The sequence below is a fragment of the Methylobacterium sp. J-070 genome (assembly GCF_022829385.1).
Classification (GTDB): Bacteria; Pseudomonadota; Alphaproteobacteria; order Rhizobiales; family Beijerinckiaceae; genus Methylobacterium.
Genome location: NZ_JAKSXX010000249.1, coordinates 1 through 363, shown reverse-complemented (window position 1 = coordinate 363; position 363 = coordinate 1). Strand labels below are relative to the sequence as shown.

The 363-nt window shown below is 62.0% G+C and carries 1 protein-coding gene; it reads left to right on the top strand.

The window, feature by feature from the left end:
• Window positions 1–183: 183 nt before the first annotated feature.
• A partial coding sequence (locus tag MKL01_RS29395; protein WP_409566378.1) for a DUF6894 family protein occupies window positions 184–363 on the top strand: 180 nt, incomplete at its 3' end.

Below are 363 nucleotides of genomic sequence, written 5' to 3'. Positions count from 1 at the left end.
TAGAGGTAACGCCGTTCTCGATCAGCGGCTGACACCTGACCCTCGTACTCCCCCGTTACTCCCTATCAGCCGCCTGCACCAGCCTCCCGACAGCTGGACAATCAGGTCTGGGTGATCAAGGCTTGTGCCTTGCCCTGTGCGCCCAAATCGGGCCGACGTCGGGGGCCGCAACGCTTGGGCGTGATGGACCTTGAAAACACCCGGCAACGTTGTGCCGGGCAGGCAGATAGGTTCAGCATCGCCAGAGGGCGGATGCCACGCCAATTTTTCGACGTCCTGCACGATGGTGAGGACGTGACGCGCGACGACGATGGGGTCGACCTGCCCAACCTTGAGGCGGCAGAGATCGAAGCCTTAGAGATC